Source organism: Streptomyces viridosporus T7A, assembly GCF_008704515.1.
Taxonomy (GTDB): domain Bacteria; phylum Actinomycetota; class Actinomycetes; order Streptomycetales; family Streptomycetaceae; genus Streptomyces; species Streptomyces viridosporus.
In genome coordinates this window covers 5,290,271-5,308,049 of sequence record NZ_CP023700.1, presented here as the reverse complement: position 1 = coordinate 5,308,049, position 17,779 = coordinate 5,290,271, and the positions used below count along the sequence as shown (strand labels likewise).

General features: G+C 71.1%; 18 protein-coding genes. 3 read left to right on the top strand and 15 right to left on the bottom strand.

The annotated features are described in order from the left end of the window. Positions 1-2 precede the first annotated feature (2 nt). Entirely contained in the window at positions 3-947 is a 945-nt protein-coding gene (locus CP969_RS24700) for a LysR substrate-binding domain-containing protein (protein WP_004983883.1), read from the bottom strand. A gap of 133 nt (positions 948-1,080) precedes the next feature. Here CP969_RS24700 and CP969_RS24695 point away from each other — a divergent pair, with 133 nt between their 5' ends. Together CP969_RS24695 and CP969_RS24690 are read left to right on the top strand one after the other, a co-directional pair. Further along, positions 1,081-1,635, top strand: coding sequence for a peroxiredoxin (locus CP969_RS24695; protein WP_004983885.1), 555 nt, complete (start codon positions 1,081-1,083; stop codon positions 1,633-1,635). A 6-nt stretch (positions 1,636-1,641) separates the two neighbouring features. Beyond that, positions 1,642-2,175, top strand: a complete 534-nt coding sequence (locus CP969_RS24690) for an alkyl hydroperoxide reductase (protein WP_004983887.1) — start codon at positions 1,642-1,644, stop codon at positions 2,173-2,175. 97 nt (positions 2,176-2,272) lie between these two features. Here CP969_RS24690 and CP969_RS24685 read toward each other — a convergent pair whose 3' ends face one another. The 9 genes from CP969_RS24685 to CP969_RS24645 all read right to left on the bottom strand — a co-directional run bounded on the left by CP969_RS24685 (position 2,273) and on the right by CP969_RS24645 (position 13,910). After that, positions 2,273-3,640 carry an AI-2E family transporter gene (locus tag CP969_RS24685; protein WP_026084908.1) on the bottom strand — a complete coding sequence of 456 codons (1,368 nt, stop codon included), beginning with the start codon at positions 3,638-3,640 and terminating at the stop codon, positions 2,273-2,275. Positions 3,641-3,792: 152 nt separating this feature from the next. Continuing rightward, positions 3,793-4,506: an aggregation-promoting factor C-terminal-like domain-containing protein gene (locus CP969_RS24680; RefSeq protein WP_016824789.1), complete on the bottom strand. Its 714-nt coding sequence runs from the start codon at positions 4,504-4,506 to the stop codon at positions 3,793-3,795. A 419-nt stretch (positions 4,507-4,925) separates the two neighbouring features. Beyond that, a complete protein-coding gene (locus CP969_RS24675) occupies positions 4,926-6,251 on the bottom strand; it encodes a PhoH family protein (RefSeq protein ID WP_004983895.1) in 1,326 nt (441 codons plus the stop codon). A gap of 339 nt (positions 6,252-6,590) precedes the next feature. Then, on the bottom strand, positions 6,591-7,364 hold the full coding sequence (locus tag CP969_RS24670; RefSeq protein ID WP_004983899.1) for an isoprenyl transferase: 774 nt from the start codon (positions 7,362-7,364) through the stop codon (positions 6,591-6,593). Between the two features lie 1,019 nt (positions 7,365-8,383). Continuing rightward, complete coding sequence (locus CP969_RS24665) at positions 8,384-9,187, bottom strand: methyltransferase domain-containing protein (RefSeq protein ID WP_016824791.1); 804 nt, start codon at positions 9,185-9,187, stop codon at positions 8,384-8,386. Positions 9,188-9,227: 40 nt separating this feature from the next. Beyond that, positions 9,228-10,103: an LLM class flavin-dependent oxidoreductase gene (locus CP969_RS24660; protein WP_004983904.1), complete on the bottom strand. Its 876-nt coding sequence runs from the start codon at positions 10,101-10,103 to the stop codon at positions 9,228-9,230. A gap of 145 nt (positions 10,104-10,248) precedes the next feature. Next, positions 10,249-10,785 (bottom strand): hypothetical protein, encoded by a 537-nt coding sequence (locus CP969_RS24655; protein ID WP_016824792.1) that lies wholly within the window; start codon positions 10,783-10,785, stop codon positions 10,249-10,251. After that, the gene (locus CP969_RS24650) at positions 10,782-11,504 is read right to left on the bottom strand and encodes a hypothetical protein (protein ID WP_039830920.1); all 723 of its coding nucleotides are present in this window, start codon (positions 11,502-11,504) and stop codon (positions 10,782-10,784) included. Before CP969_RS24650 ends, CP969_RS24655 begins: the two co-directional genes overlap by 4 nt. Before the next feature lie 93 nt (positions 11,505-11,597). Further along, the gene (locus CP969_RS24645; RefSeq protein ID WP_039830921.1) at positions 11,598-13,910 is read right to left on the bottom strand and encodes a Tox-REase-5 domain-containing protein; all 2,313 of its coding nucleotides are present in this window, start codon (positions 13,908-13,910) and stop codon (positions 11,598-11,600) included. A gap of 297 nt (positions 13,911-14,207) precedes the next feature. On the opposite strand from CP969_RS24645, the gene CP969_RS24640 reads away from it, so the two are divergent. After that, positions 14,208-14,582, top strand: coding sequence for a DUF192 domain-containing protein (locus CP969_RS24640; RefSeq protein WP_016824794.1), 375 nt, complete (start codon positions 14,208-14,210; stop codon positions 14,580-14,582). 61 nt (positions 14,583-14,643) lie between these two features. Here the strand turns inward: CP969_RS24640 and CP969_RS24635 are convergent, their stop codons facing one another. The 5 genes from CP969_RS24635 to CP969_RS24615 all read right to left on the bottom strand — a co-directional run bounded on the left by CP969_RS24635 (position 14,644) and on the right by CP969_RS24615 (position 17,755). Next, entirely contained in the window at positions 14,644-15,231 is a 588-nt protein-coding gene (locus tag CP969_RS24635; RefSeq protein WP_016824795.1) for an OmpA family protein, read from the bottom strand. A gap of 78 nt (positions 15,232-15,309) precedes the next feature. Next, positions 15,310-15,888 (bottom strand): hypothetical protein, encoded by a 579-nt coding sequence (locus CP969_RS24630; protein WP_004983918.1) that lies wholly within the window; start codon positions 15,886-15,888, stop codon positions 15,310-15,312. A gap of 34 nt (positions 15,889-15,922) precedes the next feature. Then, positions 15,923-16,522, bottom strand: coding sequence for a pilus assembly protein TadG-related protein (locus tag CP969_RS24625; protein ID WP_004983921.1), 600 nt, complete (start codon positions 16,520-16,522; stop codon positions 15,923-15,925). Next, the gene (locus CP969_RS24620) at positions 16,522-16,719 is read right to left on the bottom strand and encodes a Flp family type IVb pilin (protein ID WP_016824796.1); all 198 of its coding nucleotides are present in this window, start codon (positions 16,717-16,719) and stop codon (positions 16,522-16,524) included. Before CP969_RS24620 ends, CP969_RS24625 begins: the two co-directional genes overlap by 1 nt. 160 nt (positions 16,720-16,879) lie before the next feature. After that, positions 16,880-17,755 (bottom strand): response regulator transcription factor, encoded by an 876-nt coding sequence (locus CP969_RS24615; RefSeq protein ID WP_016824797.1) that lies wholly within the window; start codon positions 17,753-17,755, stop codon positions 16,880-16,882. Positions 17,756-17,779: the final 24 nt, after the last annotated feature.

Sequence of the window (17,779 nt, the reverse complement as noted above, 5' to 3'; positions counted from 1 at the left end):
GGTCAGTCCCGCACGATCCGCACCGGCAGGTCCCGCATCGCCTCGCGCAGTGCCGCCGCCAGTTCCTCGTACTCCGCCGCCCTCGCCGCGCCCGTGCGCATGGCGAGGGCGATGCGGCGGCCGGGCGCCGGGTCGGCGAAGCGGCCGGTGAGGAGCCGGCCGGAACGGGTGGTCTCGACCTGGACGGCGGTGTGCGGCAGCAGCGTCACCCCGAGGCCGCCCGCGACCAGCTGCACGAGCGTGGACAGTCCCGCCGCCGTCGTGGTGGCCGCAACTCCCGCGCTCCCGGCCTCCCGGCAGATGTCGAGGGCCTGGTCGCGCAGGCAGTGGCCCTCGTCCAGGAGGAGCAGGTTGAGCTCGCGCAGCGCCTTGCGGGGGATGCCCTCGCGGCCGCCGAGCCCGTGCTCGAGCGGTGTGACCAGCACGAAGTCCTCGTCGAAGAGCGGCAGTTCGACCACGCCCGGGACCCCGAGCGGCACCGCGAGCAGCAGCAGGTCGAGCCGGCCGCCGGTCAGCCCGTCCAGCAGGCTGGCGGTCTGCTCCTCGTGCACCTGGAGGTCGAGCCGCGGATAGCGGTCGTGGACCAGCCGCAGGACCGTGGGCAGCAGGTAGGGAGCCACCGTCGGGATCACCCCGAGCCGCAGCACCCCGGTGAACGGCGCCTGCAGCGCGTCCGCCTCCTCGACCAGCGCCCCGACCTCCGCCAGCACCGACTTGGCGCGGGCGGCGAGCCGCTCGCCGGCCGGTGAGAGCAGCACCTTGCGCGTCGTACGCTCCAGGAGGGTGACACCGAGTGACTCCTCCAGCGCCGACACGGCTCCCGACAGGGCCGGCTGGCTCATCCCGATCGCCGCGGCGGCGTCACGGAAGTGGAGATGCTCGGCCACGGCGGCGAAAGCACGCAATTGCGCGAGGCTGGGCTGCCTGCGCCTTTTACGCACAGTCACTGATAGCTACCTCCGATCAACACGACCGAGTGTAGCTATTTCACTCATCAGTGCACTCTGTGCCAACATCAATAAGGTCCAACCCATGGGAATCACCCGTAAAATGGGTGCTTCTTCGCTGCAAGGAGAGCCTGTGCTCACTGTCGGTGACAAGTTCCCCGAGTTCGAACTGACCGCCTGCGTCTCGCTGGAGAAGGGCAAGGAGTTCGAGACCATCAACCACAAGACCTACGAGGGCAAGTGGAAGATCGTCTTCGCCTGGCCCAAGGACTTCACCTTCGTGTGCCCGACCGAGATCGCGGCCTTCGGCAAGCTGAACGACGAGTTCGCCGACCGCGACGCCCAGATCCTCGGCTTCTCCGGTGACTCCGAGTTCGTCCACCACGCCTGGCGCAAGGACCACGACGACCTGCGTGACCTGCCGTTCCCGATGATGGCGGACTCCAAGCACGAGCTGATGCGCGCCCTCGGCATCGAGGGCGAGGACGGCTTCGCCAAGCGCGCGGTGTTCATCGTCGACCAGAACAACGAGATCCAGTTCACGATGGTGACCGCCGGCTCCGTCGGCCGTAACCCGAAGGAGGTCCTGCGGGTCCTGGACGCCCTGCAGACCGACGAGCTCTGCCCGTGCAACTGGACCAAGGGCGACGAGACCCTGGACCCGGTCGCGCTGCTGGCCGGGGAGTGACCTGACATGTCGCTCGACTCCCTGAAGTCCCGCATACCGGACTACGCCAAGGACCTGAAGCTCAACCTGGGCTCGGTCATCGGCAACTCCGGCCTCCCGGCCCAGCAGCTGTGGGGCACGGTGCTGTCGACGGCGATCGCCTCGCGCTCGGCCATCGTGCTGCGCGAGCTGGAGCCGGAGGCGAAGGCGAACCTGTCGCCGGAGGCGTACACGGCCGCCAAGGCCGCCGCCGCGGTGATGGCGATGAACAACGTCTTCTACCGCACCCGTCACCTGCTGTCGGACCACGAGTACGGCAACCTGCGCGCCGGTCTGCGGATGAACGTCATCGGCAACCCGGGCGTCGACAAGGTCGACTTCGAGTTCTGGTCCTTCGCGGTCTCCGCGATCAACGGCTGCGGCATGTGCCTCGACTCCCACGAGCAGGTGCTGCGCAAGGCCGGCGTGGAGCGCGAGGTCATCCAGGAGGCGTTCAAGATCGCCGCGGTGATCCAGGCGGTCGCCGCCACGCTGGACGCGGAGGCGGTCCTCGCGGAGTGACACCGCGCCCGCCCGCGCACCGGGCCCGTCCACCGTTCGCGGTGGGCGGGCCCGCTGTCGTACGGGGACCCGGTGCGGGCGGCGCGGCGGGCTCCCGCTACGGGTCGCGCGTGTCCCCCGGCTGCCGCTCCTCCACCGGAACCGGCGGTTCCGTATTGGTGGAGACCGGCGTCCCGGCCTGCGCCGAGGACAGCGCCGTCACGCCCCGGGGCCTGACGGCCTGTCGTGCGGCCGCCTCCCGGGAGTACGCGCGCAGGTAGACGGCGACGGTGTTGATGACCGCGACCAGCGGCACCGCGACCACCGCGCCGCCGATGCCGGCCACCATGCCGCCCGTGGTGACCGCCAGCACCACCGCGAGCGGATGGACCCGCACCGCGCGGCCCAGGATGAACGGCTGGAGGATGTGCCCCTCGATCTGCTGCACCGCCAGCACCACCACCAGCGTCATGACGCCCGTGAACACGCCCTGGGTGACGAGCGCGACGACCACCGCCAGCGCTCCGGACACCACCGCACCGACGAGCGGGATGAAGGAGAACAGGAAGATGAAGACGGCGAGCGGCACCGCCATCGGCACGTCGAGGAAGTAGATGCCCAGGCCGATGAAGATCGCGTCGATCAGGGCCACCACCACCGTGCCGCGCACGTACGCCGTGAGCGTCCGCCACGCGGCCGGGCCCGCGCCGGCGACGCCCGGACGGGCCGCGGCCGGGACGAGCTTGAGCGACCACTCCCAGATGCGCCTGCCGTCGTAGAGCAGGAACAGGGTCGAGAAGACCGCCAGCAGGATGCCGGTGAGCGCCTCGACGACGACCGTCACGCCCTCGATGCCCGCCGAGGTGATCTGCTCGGTGTTGGCGCCGACCGCCTCCCGCAGGTTCTTGGCGATCTCGTTGATCTGCTTGTCGGTGACGTGGAAGGGGCTGTTGAGCAGCCAGTTGCGCAGCTCGTCGATGCCGTCCTGGATCTGGTCGGAGAGGTGGTCGATGTTCTCCATGACCTGCCAGGTCACGAACCAGCCGATGAGGCCGATCACGACGAACCCGAACAGGGCGGTCAGCGCGGTGGCCGGCCCGCGCGGCACCCCGATCCGGCACAGCCGCGCCACCGTCGGCTGCAGCAGCGCCGTGATCAGCAGCGAGGCCGCGAACGCCAGCACCACCAACTGGACGGCGCTGATGACCCGCATGAGCACCCAGACGGTGCCGGCCAGCACCAGCAGCCGCCAGCCGACCTCGGCCGCGACCCGCACCCCCCACGGCACGGCCTGCGCCGGGTCGGGCCGGGGCTGGACGAGGGGGGTGTGGTCGAGCGACGGCACGAACTCGGGGGCGCCCTCCCGTTCGGCCACCTCGTCCTCCCGGACGCCCCGCTGCGCCTCGGCGCGGCGCTGCTCCAACCGCTTCCCGGCCTCGGTCAGTCGGGCTCCCACCCGGTCGAGCCACCCTGACACTCGCGACATGCTCCGTCCTCTTCCCCCGTTGCTCCCCACCACTCCCCCTGGAGTCGTCGGTCAGACGGTACAGGGCGAGAGCCCCGCGCCGTGGAACGGTGCGGGGCTCTCGTCGGGGTCGTGCGGCGGCCGGGAGGCCGTGGGCCGGGGCTGCCCGGGCTCTAGTACCAGTGGTTGGCCTGCCAGAACGACCAGGCGCCGCACGGGCTGCCGTAGCGCTCGTTCATGTAGCCGAGGCCCCACTTGATCTGGGTGGCCGGGTTGGTCTGCCAGTCGGCGCCGGCGGAGGCCATCTTGGAGCCGGGGAGCGCCTGGACCAGGCCGTAGGCGCCGGAGGAGGGGTTGACCGCGAGGTAGTTCCAGGTGGACTCGCGCTGCACGATGTTGCTGAAGCACTGGAACTGGTCGCCAGGGATCATCTGACGCGCGATCGACTGCACCTCGGCGACCGTGTACGAGCTCTTGACGGCGATCTCGGAGGCGTCGCGGGTCGCGGAACGGCTGGCGGCGGCGGCCTTGGCCTCGGCCTCCTCGCGCTCCTTCGCCTCCTTCTCCGCCTTCGCCTGCTTCTCGGCGGCGGCCTTCTTGGCGATGGCCGTTTCGGCGGCGGCCTTGCGGGCGGCCTCCTCCGCGTCCTTCTTGGCGCTCGTGTCCGCGGCGATGGCCATCGTTTCGGCCTGCTGCGTCAGGGACGCGGTCTGCACCTGGGCCTGCTGGCCCGCGGGGATGTCCGCGAGCAGCGTGGTGCCGCTTGCCGTCGCTTCGACGTCGTTGTTCTGCGCGGTGCTGCCCGAGGCAACGCCGACGACGCTTCCGACAGCGGTGACCGCGGTGGCCGAGGCCACTGCGAATCCCCGGACCGAGATCCGGCTCACACGGTTTCCTTCCAGCATCGCCCGCTTCGGTGACCCTCGCGGACGCAATCGTGCCCCTGGCACTGGCCTCCCCAACTAAGGGCCACGGGAGGCACGGGCCCGGTGGGCAACTCCCACGAGGGGAGTGCCGCGTGGTGCTCGGGCGGCATACGACGACGCTATGGAGTTGGAAGCGGTGCTTCTGTGGCGCCGTACCGCTGGGGGCACGACTGTGTCGTATGCGGGGCCTGACAGGAGTGAGACTCTGCCGTAATACGGCGGTGCGAGGCAATTCCCCGTTGCGTGTGAAAGCTCACACCTCGTTTGGCTCCGGGGCTTCCAGGAAAGCCCCGCACACGCCGACGCCGTCCGGATAAGCTCTACGGCTTTTCCGGACGGCGCCAACTACCGTGCAATTCGCTCTTGTTGGAACGCTCGGGTCAGATCTGCCCGTCTTCGAGCATTTCGGTCACAAGGGCGGCGATCCGGGACCTCTCGGACCGCGTCAGGGTGACGTGCGCGAAGAGCGGGTGACCCTTCAGCTTCTCGACGACGGCGACCACACCGTCGTACCGACCGACCCTCAGATTGTCCCGCTGGGCGACATCATGGGTCAGGACGACCCGCGAATTGGCCCCGATCCGGGACAGAACGGTCAGCAGGACGTTCCGTTCCAGCGACTGCGCCTCGTCCACGATCACGAACGCGTCGTGCAGCGAGCGGCCCCGGATGTGCGTCAGCGGCAGGACCTCCAGCATGCCGCGCGCGGTGACCTCCTCGATGACCTCGCGACTGGTCACCGCCGACAGCGTGTCGAAGACGGCCTGCGCCCACGGGCCCATCTTCTCCGCCTCGGTCCCGGGCAGGTAGCCGAGCTCCTGCCCGCCCACCGCGTACAGCGGCCGGAAGACCATGATCTTCTCGTGCTGCCGGCGCTCCAGCACCGCCTCGAGGCCCGCGCACAGCGCCAGCGCCGACTTGCCGGTGCCGGCCCGGCCGCCCAGGGACACGATCCCGATGTCCGGGTCGAGCAGCAGGTCGAGCGCGATCCGCTGCTCGGCACTGCGGCCCTTGACGCCGAACGCCTCCCGGTCGCCGCGCACCAGGCGGACGTCGCCCTCGGCGGTGACCCGCCCCAGCGCCTTGCCGCGTTCCGACTGGACGGTCAGCCCGGTGTGCACGGGCAGGTGGGAGGCCTCGGGCACGTACACGCGCCCCTCCTCGAAGAGGACGTCCACCTGCTCGCCGGGCAGGGTCAGTTCGGACATCCCGGTCCAGCCGGAGGCGTCCGTGATGGCGAGTTCCGCACGGTACTCCTCGGCCAGGAGGCCGACGGAGGACGCCTTGATCCTGAGCGGCAGGTCCTTCGACACGACGGTGACGTCGAACCCCTCGGCCTGCAGGTTGCGGGCGACCGCGAGGATGCGGGAGTCGTTGTCCCCCAGGCGGTAGCCACTGGGCAGCACGCTGGGGTCCGAGTGGTTGAGCTCGACCCGCACGGTTCCGCCGAGGTCCCCGGTCGGAATGGGGGCATCCAGGCGGCCGTACCGCACCCGGTAGTCGTCCAGCAGGCGCAGCGCCTGACGGGCGAAGTAGCCGAGTTCGGGATGGTTCCGCTTGGCCTCCAGTTCCGTCACCACGACGACGGGGAGCACGACCTCGTGCTCGTCGAAGCGGTTCAGGGCGTTCGGGTCGGCCAGCAGGACGCTGGTGTCGAGAACATAGGTGCGCCGGTCTGGCTTGGGGCGCTTTGCGCTGGTCACCACGGAAGGACGTACCCCCTCGGATGAGGTCGGGGAGCGACGAGGCGGAGCTGGGCCGGTCCACGGCCCCCATGCACTGCGGGCCGGGGACCGGCCCTCCGCTGCTTCTTCCGTGCCGTGACCGCACGGTCGGGCTGGTGCAAAGGGCCTCCCGGGCGGGCGACTCCCGTGCCGCCCGCTGAGATCCGACACCCGTGGTTCGGGTGTCGACCTGTCTGGTGTTATGCCCTCGAACGAGCACCGCCATGCCACACCACAGGGCGGCAGCCTGGTGAACTCCGTGCGGCCTGTGGCCCGCGCCGGGGTGTCCGGGCCTGCCCGGATGCCGCTCCGCGGCGCCGTTCAGCCGCCGTAGCGCCGGTGACGGGCGGCGTAGTCGCGCAGTGCGCGCAGGAAGTCGACCTTGCGGAAGGCCGGCCAGAAAACCTCGCAGAAGTAGTACTCCGAATGGGCGGTCTGCCAGAGCATGAATCCGGACAGCCGCTGCTCACCGCTGGTGCGGATGACGAGGTCGGGGTCGGGCTGGGCGCGGGTGTAGAGGTGACGTCCGATCATGTCGACGTCGACGGCCTCGGCGAGCTCCTCCATCGAGGTGCCCTTCTCGTGGGCGTCGAGCAGCATGGACCGCACCGCGTCGGCGATCTCCTGGCGGCCGCCGTATCCGATGGCGACGTTGACCACTATCCCGTCGACGTGCGCGGTGCTCTCCTCGGCCTCCTTCAGGGTGGTCTGCATCCCGGAGGGCAGCAGGTCGAGCGTCCCGACGTGGTGCACCCGCCAGCGACCGTCGGCGGCGAGGGTGCGGACCACGTCCTCGATGATGCCGAGCAGCGGGACGAGTTCCTCCTTCGGCCGGTCGAAGTTGTCCGTCGACAGCAGCCAGAGGGTGACGACCTCGACGTCCGTCTCGGTGCACCAGCCGAGGAACTCCCCGATCTTGTCCGCGCCGGCCCGGTGGCCGTGGACGGTACTGGAACCCGCGGCCTTCGCCCAACGGCGGTTGCCGTCCATGATGACGCCGATGTGCTTGGGCACCTGAGCGGTGTCCAGGTGGCCTTCCACCCGGCGCGCGTACAGCCTGACCAGCAGGCCGCGCAGCTTGTCGCGCAGGTTCACGTGATCGTCAGCCCCTCCGTACGGATCGGACAGGGGCGGCACCCGCCGCGGTCCGCGGCACACGGCCCGGCTTCGGCCGCGGGCGAACCCTGTCCGTATGGCAGTCCCCGGAGGCGAAGCCTACCCCTGCCGGGGCGGGGGTCTTTCCAAAGCCCCGGGTGGTCCGTTGGTCAGAAGTACGGGGGCGGTACACCGTTCGCGTGAGGCCGCCGGGGTCGGCCGCCCGCGCCGCTGCGAGCGTGCAGGACGACGACGGCGATCGCGCCGCCGAGCGGCGGGGTGCCCCACGGAAGCCCCACAAAAGGCCCTGCGCCATCGCCACGGAGGGCGGACAGGGGCTGGGGCGGAGGGTGAGCGGGGCGCTCCGGAGCGCCGTGGGGGCCGGGCTGCGGGCCGGGGGTGCGGATGCTCGTTCGACATGCCCCGGGCCCTCACCACGGGGGGTCGGGACGAGAAAGAAAAACGGGCCGGTCCGTGGGGGGGGAGACGGACCGGCCCGAGGGGGGGTTTCCACCATAACCCTTCGTAAGTGATGCTGCGTGCATCGGCGTGCCACAACTACTCTCCGAAACCGTCCGACAACGCCTCGATGCCCGCGGAAGCCGTCATTCAGGCCGTTCACATGGCCGAAACGCGGCGATATTCCGCCGAAAAGCGAAGGGTGAGGGGCTGCTGTGCAGGATGTGACGCCGCAGGGCCCGCATCACGACAACCCTTTCGACGGTCCCCCCGACGGGTGATCCGGCGACAAGCGTCCGCTTGACCCGGCGCGCGGCAGGCAGCGCGGGGGAGGGGGGGAGGCGCGGGCACCGCGCAGCCCCCTCCACTGCACGGTGCCACCCGCGCAGCTTTGCTTACGCGAATTACCTTGGTCTGAACTTACCCGATGCCGCGCCCCGGAGGCGAGCCACCCCCGACAACGATGCGGAAACTTCGGCTCCGCCCGCGGGGAGCAGGCGGAAGCAGCCAGGACGAGCGAGAAAACGAACGGGAAGGCGAGCGGGCGGGCCTCGCCCGCGTCACCGCCCCGGCCGACCGGGGCCGGGCTTGCGGGCCTCGAGGAGGTGACGGGTGCTGTGCGCCACGAACGCCCCCTCCCTCTCGATTCGCTCGTGCAGGGTGCGCAGCCGCGGCAGGTGCGCCTCGACACCGAAGCCCGGGACGATCCAGACCACCTTGCGCAGGAAGTGGACGACGGCGGCGATGTCGTGGAACTCCATGCGGAGCCGCTCGGCCCGCAGGTCGACGATCTCCAGCCCGGCGTCCTCGGCGTCCCGCCGCTCACGGTCGGGATGCCGGGCATCGCGCCGCTCCTCCGGCTGCGGCCCGAGGAAGTGCTCGGTGAGTTCGCGGACGCTGCCGGGCCCGACGTGCTGGGCGAAGTAGGTGCCTCCGGTCTCCAGCACCCGGGCGATCTCGTCCCAGCGCGCCCGGACGGGATGCCTGCTGACGACGAGGTCGAAGGTCCCGTCGGCGAAGGGCAGCGGCGCGTCCTCGGACGAGGCGACGACGGCGACGCCGTGGGGCCGGAGCAGGGCGGTGGCCTTGGCTGCGTTGGGCGGCCACCCCTCGGTGGCGACGGTGAGCGGAGGCCGCCGAGGGGCCCTGGCCAGGGCGAAGCCGAGCACCTCGCCTCCCCCGGTCTGGAGGTCGAGCGCGGCACCGGCCCGGCCCAGCCGCCCGGCCATCGACACGGCGTACCCCCAGGAGGGCCTGGCCTCGGTGGCCCGGCCCTCGAACCAGGAGAAGTCCCATCCCTCGGTGGGGACGGAGGCGCCTTCCGCGACGAGATCCTCGAAAGAACGGGTCCGCTTGTCCGTCATGCCCCGATCATGCAGGACCGGGACGCCCTTGTCGGCCGATTTACGGGACCAACGGCCGTACGTCCTCCGCCACGAACCGCACGAAGCCCTCGGGGTCCGGCTCGTCACCGGTCGGCTGGAGGACGACCGAGTCGGCCCCGGCCTCGGCCAGCCGCTGGACCGCCTTGGCGACGGCGCCCGCGTCCCCGGCGACCCCGAGGTCCGGCTCCCCGCCGACGCCCTCGGCGATCAGCTCGGCACGCAGCCGCTCCCCGGCGCCGGGTCCCGTGGCGGCGAGCAGATAGACGACGACCCTGTGCGGCCCGGTGCCGCGACCGGCCGCGGCGCGCCCCTCGTCGACGAGCCGGCGTGCGCGCCGGACGCCCTCCGGTGAGGTGGTGGCGGTGAGGATGGTCCCGTCGGCGGCCTCACCGGTGAGCCGCACGGTCCGCGGCCCGGTGGCCCCCGCGAGCACCTCCACCTCGTGCTCCGGCGGCCAGTCGAGGGCGACGTCGTCGAGCTCGACGTACCGACCGTGGGTGGTGATGCGCTCTCCCCGCAACAGGCCCCGCAGCGCGACGAGATGCTCCCGCAGCAGGGTGACCGGCGACTCGACCCTCGCCCCCACCTGCCCCATCCAGTCCTGCACCCCGTGCCCGACGCCGAGGAGCGCGCGCCCGGGGAACATGCGGTGCAAGGTGGCGGCCTCCATCGCGGTGACGGCGACGTTCCGCAGGGGCACGGGCAGCAGTCCGACCCCGATCCGCACCCGTTCGGTCCACGCGAGCGCGGCGGCGGCGGTCGAGATCCCGCCCTCCCGGAAGCAGTCCTCCCACAACCAGAGCTCGTCGAGCCCCGCTTCGTCCGCGAGCCGGGCGACGGAACGGAGACGCTCGGGGGCGAGCTGGGGACGGAAGACTGCGCCGAGTGTGGTCATGGTGGAGGTCCTACCCGGCAGGGGGCGGGCCGGTAACCACACCGGGGCGACCGCTCGGGCCGGTGCGGCACGGTCGGTACCGGGCGACCGCTCGGACCGGCCGGAGCGGTGTCCTGGCGCCGTCGCGCTGCGCGCGGTACCGGCTTCAGTCCCGGTCGGCGGGTTCCGTGAGCGGACGGTCGCTGATCAGGGCGGTCATGATCATGGGGGCGTCGCCGTCGGACTGGTTGAGGGAGAGGGCGAGCCAACGGGGGGCGGCGGGCGGGCCGCCGGGCCGTACGGGGCCCCACACCGCCAGGTCGCCGTAGCAGTCCTTGGCGGCCAGGGTGCGGAAGGGCTCGGGGAGGGGTTCACCCGTTCGGCCGCGGTGCAGGGGGACGCGCATGCTCAGCGTGCGGTGGGGGCCCCAGCGGCGGTCCAGTTCCGCGACGAGCGCGGCCAGGTTCGCTTCGGCCGCCGCCTCGGCGTCGTTCCACCGGGCGCCGTACACGCCCGTGAGGGCCTCGCTCTCCCAGAGGGGGAGGAGCAGGAACCCTTCGCCGCGGGTCACGGTCCACTCCCCCGTGGCCGGTTCGCCCTCGTCGGCCGTGGGGCCGGCCGTCGGTACGGGGGCGGAGAGGGCGGCTTCGATGCCGGACGCCGCCCGGTTCGTGTCGAAGGGTTCGCCGGCGCGGGCCGTCACAGCGTGGGCCTGGTCATGGGATGGGGCAGCGGGTCCAGGGCCCCGGCCTTCCTGAGTGCCTCGTGGACGCGGACCACCTCGGCGGTGTCGCCGGGCGCCGCGATGTCCAGGAGCACGCCGACGCCGGGGAGCTCCTTGCGCGGGACCGCCGCATCGGGCGGGATCCGGTCCGCGCGGCCCGGGGAGAGGAAACCGACCCGGCCGACCGACGGGGTGCCGATCCTGAAACCGGCCTCCTTCTTCAGGGCCGCCGTCACCGCCCGGTCGCTCACGTCCCCGTGGTCCGGGTGCCAGATCTCGGCGACGGCGGCGAGGAGGTCGGCGTCGGGGAGCCGCACGTCGTCGGGGGACACGATCGTGGCCACCAGCGACTGGAGCAGGAACTCCGGGGCGCCGCCCGCCAGTCCGGCGACCTCCACCTTCCAGCCGGGCGGCATGCCGTCGGCGACCAGGCGCAGCGACGTGCCGTTCCCCGCCGACCAGTCGTCGGCCGCCCGGGCCGTGCGCAACGCCTCGAGCAGGGACGCCCCGTCCGGCCGGAGCGGCTGGGAGGGGCCGGACGCCGGGGCGGTCCGCCACGTCCACGGTGTGTCCGCCCCCGGTCCCCCCGTGGTGGGGAGGAGCCGGGCGAACCGGTCCAGGGTCGCGCTCCACCGTTCGGCGAGTGCCTCCACCGGTTCCTGCCGCGGGCCCCAGAAGCCCCGCACCACTCGTCGCATGTCCCGTCCTCTTCCCTTCTCCGTTCCTCGCCCGCGCCTCTCGTCCCACGTCCGGCCGTTCCCACCTTAGGGCCGCCCCGGCCCGCGGTCCCGTCAGTCGAACGCCTCGGGCCGCCGGTCGCCGGCGATCGGCTCGGGCGCGGTGTGGACGACCTCGATGTCCAGGCCCGCGTCCTCGAACGCGTCCCTGGCCGCGTCGGCGACCTCCTCGTTGGAGAAGTGCCACTCGACGTCCTTGCCCCGCGCGGCCTCGACCTGCCTGCGGGCCTCGGCCAGCAGCCGTTCCCTGCCGGACGGGGTGAGTTCCGTGCGGTCCGCGGTCAGGAAGCTGTCGTAGCCGTTCTTGGCCTCGAGGTACGTCTGGCGCGAGGAGTCCCAGCCGTCGAACTCGACGTCCGGTACGTCCGGGTCCGTGTGCGGGACGACGTACTCGTAGCCGCGCTGGGTGCCGGTGACCTGCTCCTGGTAGCGCAGCCACGACTCGTTCTTCCACATGGGCTTGGGGTTGCGGTCGCGGCTCGCCCAGAAGCCGTCGCCGTCGTCGGCGTCGCCGTACGTGCGGCTCCGCAGGTCCCCGGCCCAGTCCGGCGGGTTGTAGTTGCGCGGGTCGCCGGTGTTGTTGCGCTCGGGGTCCGGCCACTGCTTCTTGTTCTCCAGTGCCTGGCGGGCGCGCTCCGCTTCCTCGGCGCGCTTGCGCTCCAGATAGGCCTGGCGCTCGTGTGCGCGGGCCTGACGTGCCTGTTCCGCGGCTTCCGTGTCGCAGCCGTCGCCCTCCGCCAGGACGGTGTGGGGGAGGCGGACGGGGGCGGCGGCGAGCACCGTGGTTCCGGTGCCGAACCCCCCGGTGAGGGCGGGGGACGTGCCGCCGCCGTCGCCGTACGGGATCCCGCGGGGCGGCGCGGAGAGGGTGCAGCCCGTCCTGCGGGCCGCTTCCTCCGCCTCGTCAGCCGCCTCGTCGGCGCGCCGCGCGGCGTCCTCCAGCGCGTCCAGGTCGCCCGCCCTGGCCGCTCGCTGCGCGTCCTGCGCCGCCTCGGCGGCGTTGTCGACGACTTTGCTCAGCCTGCCGAGTGAGCCGACCTTCTCGACGATCTTCACTTCGCCGTAGCCGGGGATGAACAGCGAGCCGACGTTCCAGATGACGGTCGTGACGGCCCGGGTCCCGTTGCCGCTGTTCCACTGGTCCACGACGTCGTCGCCGACGAACGAGTCGAACAGGACCGTGCCGCCCGTCCCCAGTGAGGCGCCGCCCCAGTCCAGGAGCGCGCCGAGGTAGTCGCCGTCGTCCCACTTGTCGCGGGCGTCCGCGGTGCCGTTCCACCACGCGTCGCCCAGCGAACGGCCGTAGTCCATCAGGCCGTTCCAGGTGTCGACGGGACTGGTGACCGTGTTCCAGATGCCGGTGAGGTCGCCCCATATCCCGTCGACGAAGAGGCCCTCGCCCACTTGCTTGAGCTGGTCGCCGGCGCAGCCGAAGAAGGCTCCGAAGCCGGAGAAGCAGCCCTCGTCGTCCCCGCCGCCGTCTCCGCCGCCTTCGCCGTCTCCGGTGGTGGTCGGGTCTTCGTACGGCGGCTCGTCGATCTCGTCCTCGGCGGCCACGGGGTCGACGCGGGAAGGGTCGTCGGAGGACGGGCCGTCCGTGCCGGGGGACGTGTCGGAGTCCTTTCCGGCGTCCGTGCCGTCCTGGTCCGTGCCGTCCGGGCCCGGCGTGTCGTCGCGGTCGCCGCCGGGATCGCCTCCGGGGTTCCCGTTGCCGCCGGTCGTCGCGCCCCCGGTGTCGTCGCCGCCCTGCCCCTCGTCGCCGCCCTCCGCCGTGACCTGGCCGTCGCCGCCCCCGGGCGCGGGGCATGCCGTGCCGGTGACACGGCACACCTGGGACTGGATTCCGGCGAGGAGCTGCGTGCCGAGACCACTGACGACGAGCGCGGTGATGATCGCCGCGACGACCGCGATCAGGCCGGCGTACTCCACCGCCGTCTGGCCCTCGTCCCGGCGCCGGCGGATCAGCCGGGCCGGGGAGAAGGGGCGGCGTTCCGGCCGGTCCGGTGCGGTGCGGCGGTACCAGGCGCGGCTCTCCGGGCGGGTCAGGAGGAACAGGACCGGGAGGGGGAGGAGGAGCTGGGTGAGACCGCGTGCCGATCCGTCGGCGATGTTCGCCACCGAGCCGAGGACCAGCCATGCCTGTACGGCGATCAGCCCGCCCCAGATCCGTGCTCCGCCCTGCCAGGTGCGGCGGGCCAGCCACCAGCCGAGCACACCGGGAGCGGCCGCGTACGCCACCTGGGCGAGCAACGTGCCGTCCACCGCGTCGAGGGACGCCGCCGTGAGGAGCAGGCCCAGGCCGCCGAGCACGGTGAACACGAACAGCGCGTGGACGAGCAGGAGCGCCCACGACAACGGCCGGGGCATGCCCCGCCCTCCACCGGACCCGGCAGGCCGCACGCCCCCGAACTCCGCCCCTCCCCCGATCGAGGCCATGCCCCCTCCTCAACTCCCCCGACGCGCGCCGCACTTGGTGCACAGCACGGCCCGAGGGTAGGAAGGGGCGACGGTGGGGGCATGGGTCCGTGGGCCCAAATCGGCACCCAAGCCCGTTCCCGTGGCGTGCGGTTCCCGGTGGGTCTCGACGAGCGTGTCCCGGCCTGCCGCCGCTACCGTCTCGGCATCGCCCGTGATGCGGGCGTTCGGCGGTGAAGGGGGTCGACTGTGGCGCGCTGGCGTGACGGGCACGGGGAGCTGGTCGTGCGGGGAGACGGTGGAGGGCCGCCCGTACGCGTCCCGCTGGAGATCGCCTCCTCCTACCGGGCACGCACCAGGGGCTTGCTGGGGCGGGACTCCCTCGACGGGGCGCTGCTGCTCTCCCCCGCCGGCAGCGTGCACACCTTCCGCATGCGGATGCCCATCGACGTCGCCTACCTGGACCGCCGTCTCACCGTCCTCGCCGTGCGCACCATGCCGCCGGGGCGGCTCGGGCTGCCGCGGGTACGGGCCCGGCACGTGATCGAGGCGGAGGCCGGGGTGATGGAGGGGTGGGGACTGCGGGCGGGAGCGCGGGTCGAGGTGGTGCGGGAAGGGCCGTGACACGCCCGCCCCGCCCGCCCTCATCCCGGGGATCAGGGCGGGCGGGGTTGATCGCCTGGTGTCATCGGCTCTCCGCGCGGGGGAAGGAGATCTCCACCCGGCGGTTCTTCTTGCGGCCGGCTTCCGTGGAGTTGTCGGCGATCGGGTACTGCTCGCCGTAGCCGCGCACCTCGTAGGTGACGTCGGAGTCGTTCAGCTCCTGCTCCAGAACGCCGTGCACGGCGTTGGCGCGTTGGCGGGACAGGACGTCGCCGTGCGCCGAGGAGCCGAGGTTGTCCGTGAAGCCGAAGACACGGATCTTCGTCGCGTTCTGGGTCTTGATCTCCTCCGCGATGGTGGCGATACGAGCCTTCGCCTGCGCGCCGAGCTTGGCACTGTCCTTGCCGAACAGCACCTCGGCCTGGAGCGCGAACTTCACGTCGGAGTTGGTGTCCTCACGGCGTTCGTCGCCGCTCTGGTCCTCGACGACCTGCTTGATGTCCAGGACCTTGGGTTCGGCAAGAGTGGCGCCGTCCGGGAGCTTGAGGTCCGGGTCGTTGGGGTCGAGTTCGACGGGGGCCGAGGCGGTGGCTTCGGTGCCTGGGGGGACGCTGGGGCTCTCGTCTGCATAGGCTGTGGTGGCGCCAATGAGGCTAGTGACCACCAGCATCGTCGCCGCGGTAAGCACTCGGGACGCATGGGGAGTTCCCGCTCCGGTCGGCGTGGGAGTTTTGGTCATTGAAGTGCCTCACCCGGAGATCGTGATTGTGGCACTGGAGAACGTCGGCAGCTGAAAAGCGACCTCGGCGGTCTCAGATGGTGGCGCCGGGAACTGCATGAACACGGGGATGGACGCGCCTGCCTTGATCCTAGGCATATTTGTCGTAGTCAACGGGCGGCCGTCCGTGTCCCGCAGCACGTAGTAGCGTTTCTTGCTCTTCGAGTCGACCAGTGTTGCCCCACCAAGCGATGACCCGTGCCTGATGATCTCTGTCTCGTCGCCAGAAGTTCGCACCGAGACACGGACGGATTCGGAGCCGTCATTCTTCAGCTCTCCACTCACGGTCACGAAGCCACCGGCATCCCTTGCCGCAGACGTGATCTTGAGCATGAGTCCGTCTTCGCCCTTGAGTTCCGCCAGGACCTCATCGGTTCCCTCTTGGGTACTTGGGTCAGAACCGTCACCCTTGGTCGCAGAGGCCGAAGCCTTCGGCTGTTTTTCGTCGCCGCCCCCGCCACTGCAGCCGCCCACGCCTAGGGCCAACCCGGCCGCAACGGTCAGCAAGACCATCCCCCTACGGGTCTGCTTAGTGAACCGAATGCTCATGCCTCTGTTTCCTTAGCATCTCGTCGTTCGCTTGTTAGTCGGCCAAATGGACGTCGAAGAGCTCCTCAGGTTTCGGGAGTAGTTCCTCGGGCCCTTTCGGGTCCAGCTCCCACTCCCTGCCCTTACAGGTAAGCAGCGGCAGGGAACTTTCCCCCGCATCCACGCCGGGGAGTTCGAACGTGCAACGAGACTCAATCACGGCAGTGGCAGTCTCCTGGGACTTCTTTCCCTCGGTACCGGGAACGATGGAATCTCCCACTGTGTCGTTCGTTTCCACCGCGACCTCGTAGCCGAGGAGACCCACAGGAACACAGCTCAGAACGCTGGCGTCATTCTGTGCCGCAAGTTGATCCGCCCGCCAGCATGACTGGCCGAGCCCGTCCGCCTTGCCGTCAAAGATGTTCTGCCACTCGGTCGGATCGAGGAGATTCTGCACCCATGCATCAGCAAGCTGATCCCGCCTGTTCTGCGCCGCAGCGAGTGCGGCCGCGTCGGCAGCGGTTTGAGCATCGTTCCGATTCGCTGCGGCCTGGCCAACCGCGAAGTATGCGAACGCAAGGAAGAGCAGGCCCCCCACCACCGTGATGTAGATGGGGAAGGCCTGCCCTGCGTCGCCGTACTTACATGGCCGCATCAGCCGCCTGTGACCTCGTCGATCTGTTCCACGATCGCGTCGTAGATCGACTGCCCGATGTCCGTCCCCGTGATCGCCAGGACGATCGCCACGACCACCGCGATGATGCCCAGGTACTCCACCGCCGTCTGGCCCTTGTCGTTGCGGGCGGCGCGGGACTGGAGGTACGCGACCGTCGTGTTGATCCAGTTGCTCATGGTGTTCCCCTCCGGCTGACGCGGTGGCGGCTTCCTTCGCGGTGCCGCCGTCGACATGAGCAACGTAGGGGCGCGAGCCCCCTCCGTCGGAGGGCCCCAGGGCCCAAACCCGGGCCCAATCACGGACCCAGCTCCTCTTCCCCCCTACCGTCATCGCAGGTCACCCCACTCCCCGGCCGGAGCCCGGTGCCGTGCCGAGCCACTTCGCGGCGGCCTCGGAGCGGCTGGTGCTGTGAAGCTTGGCGAAGATGCGGTTGATGTGGTTCTTGACCGTCTTCTCGCTGATGAAGCACGCGGCGGCGATCTGCTGGTTGTTCATGCCGGACGCGATGAGGTCCATGATCTCCGCCTCTCTCGTGCTCAGTTGGAACCTCGACCGGTCGGGAGCGGCCGGACGGCCACCTGTCCACCCGGACGACGACTGTGCCACACCTGGTTGCAGTTGCGAAAGGTTTTCCGCAGAAGTAGCTGGGGGCGAGGTGCGAGGAAGGCCGAAACCCGCCGGGTTGCGGTGAGTTGGGCGGGCGCCACCCAGCCCCTCCGGGAGCGCCTGCCCCGTCCCGGACCCTTGGCGAAGTTGCTCCAGCAATGCTCCCGCCGCCGTCGACGTGAAGTGGGCCCTGCCCTCCTTGACGTCCCGCACCGCCGCCACCAACTGGTCCGCCGCGAACTCGCCGTGGACCAGATAGCCGCCCGCTCCCCTGCGCAGCGCCTCCTGGACGATCTCCGACTCCCTGCTGTACGTCAGCATCACGACCGGGGCGATCTGCACCAGGTAGGGCAGCGCCGAGATGCCGTCCACGCCCGGCATGCGGACGTCGAGGAGGATGACGTCGGGGCGGTGGGCGCGGGCCGCCTCGTAGGCCTCCCTGCCGTCCGCCGCCTCCGCCACGACCGTGATGTCCTCGCGTCCGGAGAGCAGGGCGGTCAGGCCGGCGCGGACCACCGGGTTGTCGTCGGCGACCACGACCCGGAGCGCGGCGGGCGGGGGGACGTTCTGGAAGGGGTTCGGCGGCGGCTGCGTGGGGCTCTGCATGGGGCTGCCTCCTCTCCGGGGACG